We start from the raw sequence: 1896 nt of genomic DNA, 5'->3' as shown, positions 1-1896 counted from the left end.
GAGGTGGTGGACCTCGATGGGCGTCAGCTCGATAAGCTCCTGGTGAGCGCAGACGACGTTGCTCGCTAAGCCCGATCATTGGGGCTCTGCAGCGACTTGAAACACAGACTAGTCGGTATCCGGCGGCATATGACTCTAGTTCCATAATGTATGTTATCTGCCTTCAATCTGTAGCCGCAAAGTTAAAGTGTCCTGTTTCTGCAAAGTTGGAATGTCACTCTCCCCGCGTTTTGATGACGTGGGAGATTGCGGATGGGATTGATTGCGATGAGCGAGCGCGATCTGCAGCGGATCGAGGTTTTGTCGAAAGTAATTGCCGGCCGGATGACCATGGTGTCGGCGGCACAGGTGCTTGACCTGAGCGAGCGCCAGGTGCGTCGGCTGCTGGAGCGGATAAGGACTCGCGGCGCGGCGTCGATCCGGCACAAGGCGATCGGCCGGCCGTCGAACAATCGGATCAGTGATGGTGTTCGAGACTATGCGGTGACGCTGGTCCGTGAACGCTATGCGGATTTCGGTCCGACCTTGGCGACAGAGAAGCTTGCCGAGCGCGACGGGTTGCGTGTGTCGCGCGAGACGGTGCGCAGCTGGATGGTCGATGCTGGATTATGGTTGTCGCGCAAGCAGCGCCGGACGTTTCATCAGCCGCGGCTGCGGCGCGAAGCCTATGGTGAGCTGGTGCAGATCGACGGGTCGGAGCACCGCTGGTTCGAGGATCGCGGACCGCGTTGCTCGCTGCTGGTGTTCGTCGACGATGCGACGGGCAAGTTGATGCAGCTGCGTTTTGTGCGATCCGAAAGTGCCTTCACCTACTTCGAGGCGCTGGCGCTCTATCTCAAGCATCACGGCGCACCGATTGCCTTTTATTCGGACAAGCATTCGGTGTTCCGGGTGGCGAAGAAGGATGCCAAGGGTGGTCAGGGCATGACGCAGTTTGGGCGTGCGCTTTGCGAGCTAAACATTGAGATTCTCTGCGCAAATTCGAGCCAGGCCAAGGGCCGGGTCGAGCGGATGAATCGGACGCTGCAGGATCGCCTAGTCAAGGAACTGCGGCTGGCGGGCATCGATACCATGGAGGCCGGCAATGCGTTTTTGCCGGTCTTCATGGAGGACTACAATGGGCGGTTTGCGATCGCTCCCGCGCGGCCCGATGATTTACATCGTCCGATGAATCTGGCACCTGGCCGACTTCAGGAGATCCTGTGCAAGCGTGAGCAGCGTTATGTTGGATCGCAACTGACGTTTTCGTTCGAGCGCAAGCGGATCATGCTGGAGGAGAACGAGGTGACGCGCGGTCTGGTGGGCCGCTATGTCGAGACCTATGGCTATGCGGACGGCCGGCTCGATGTGCGCTGGAAAGGCTATTCCCTGCCCTACTCGGTGTTCGACAAGGACCAGCGAGTGACGCATGCCGCGATCACCGAGAACAAGCGGCTCGGTGATGTACTGGCCTATATCAAGGCGCGCCAGGATCAGCAGGCAAAGCCGACGATAAAGAGCAACAGCGACAAGAACGGCTATGTGCGACGTGCTCATGGTCCGGGACGGCGAAAGGACTTCATGAACGATCCGGCGGTGATCGAACGCCGTAAGGCGGCGTTGGCAAAGCTTGATGCTGCCGAGTGAGATGTCGATCGCATCGTCTCAAAGCTAAAGCCGAAGGGGTGTCCCTCACCCGCCCCGATCTGATCTTGCAAGCGGGATCAGCCGCTCAGATCGGGGCTGATCGATGTGCCGTGTGGCGCCCCAAGAGGACATTTCTACTTTGCAAACCGGCGGACATTCCAACTCATCCGCCACATTGTGTGTAGCCGGGTACATTCTATTTCCAAGTGCGACATGCCAATGATTTCAATGGCTTCACTTTGGAGATTTTGGCATGTCCCGATGCTATAC

The 1896-nt window shown here is 58.3% G+C and carries 1 protein-coding gene; it reads left to right on the top strand.

What is annotated here, in order from left to right; genetic code table 11:
* Window positions 1-252: 252 nt before the first annotated feature.
* Window positions 253-1626, top strand: coding sequence for an ISNCY family transposase (locus tag FP026_RS02960; RefSeq protein ID WP_149633152.1), 1374 nt, complete (start codon window positions 253-255; stop codon window positions 1624-1626).
* Window positions 1627-1896 lie beyond the last annotated feature (270 nt).

The sequence above is a fragment of the Martinezella tropici genome (assembly GCF_008370325.1).
In the GTDB taxonomy this organism is placed as follows: domain Bacteria; phylum Pseudomonadota; class Alphaproteobacteria; order Rhizobiales; family Rhizobiaceae; genus Rhizobium; species Rhizobium tropici_B.
The sequence above is the reverse complement of the archived record's forward strand: the minus strand, read 5'-3'. Positions and strand labels throughout refer to the sequence as shown.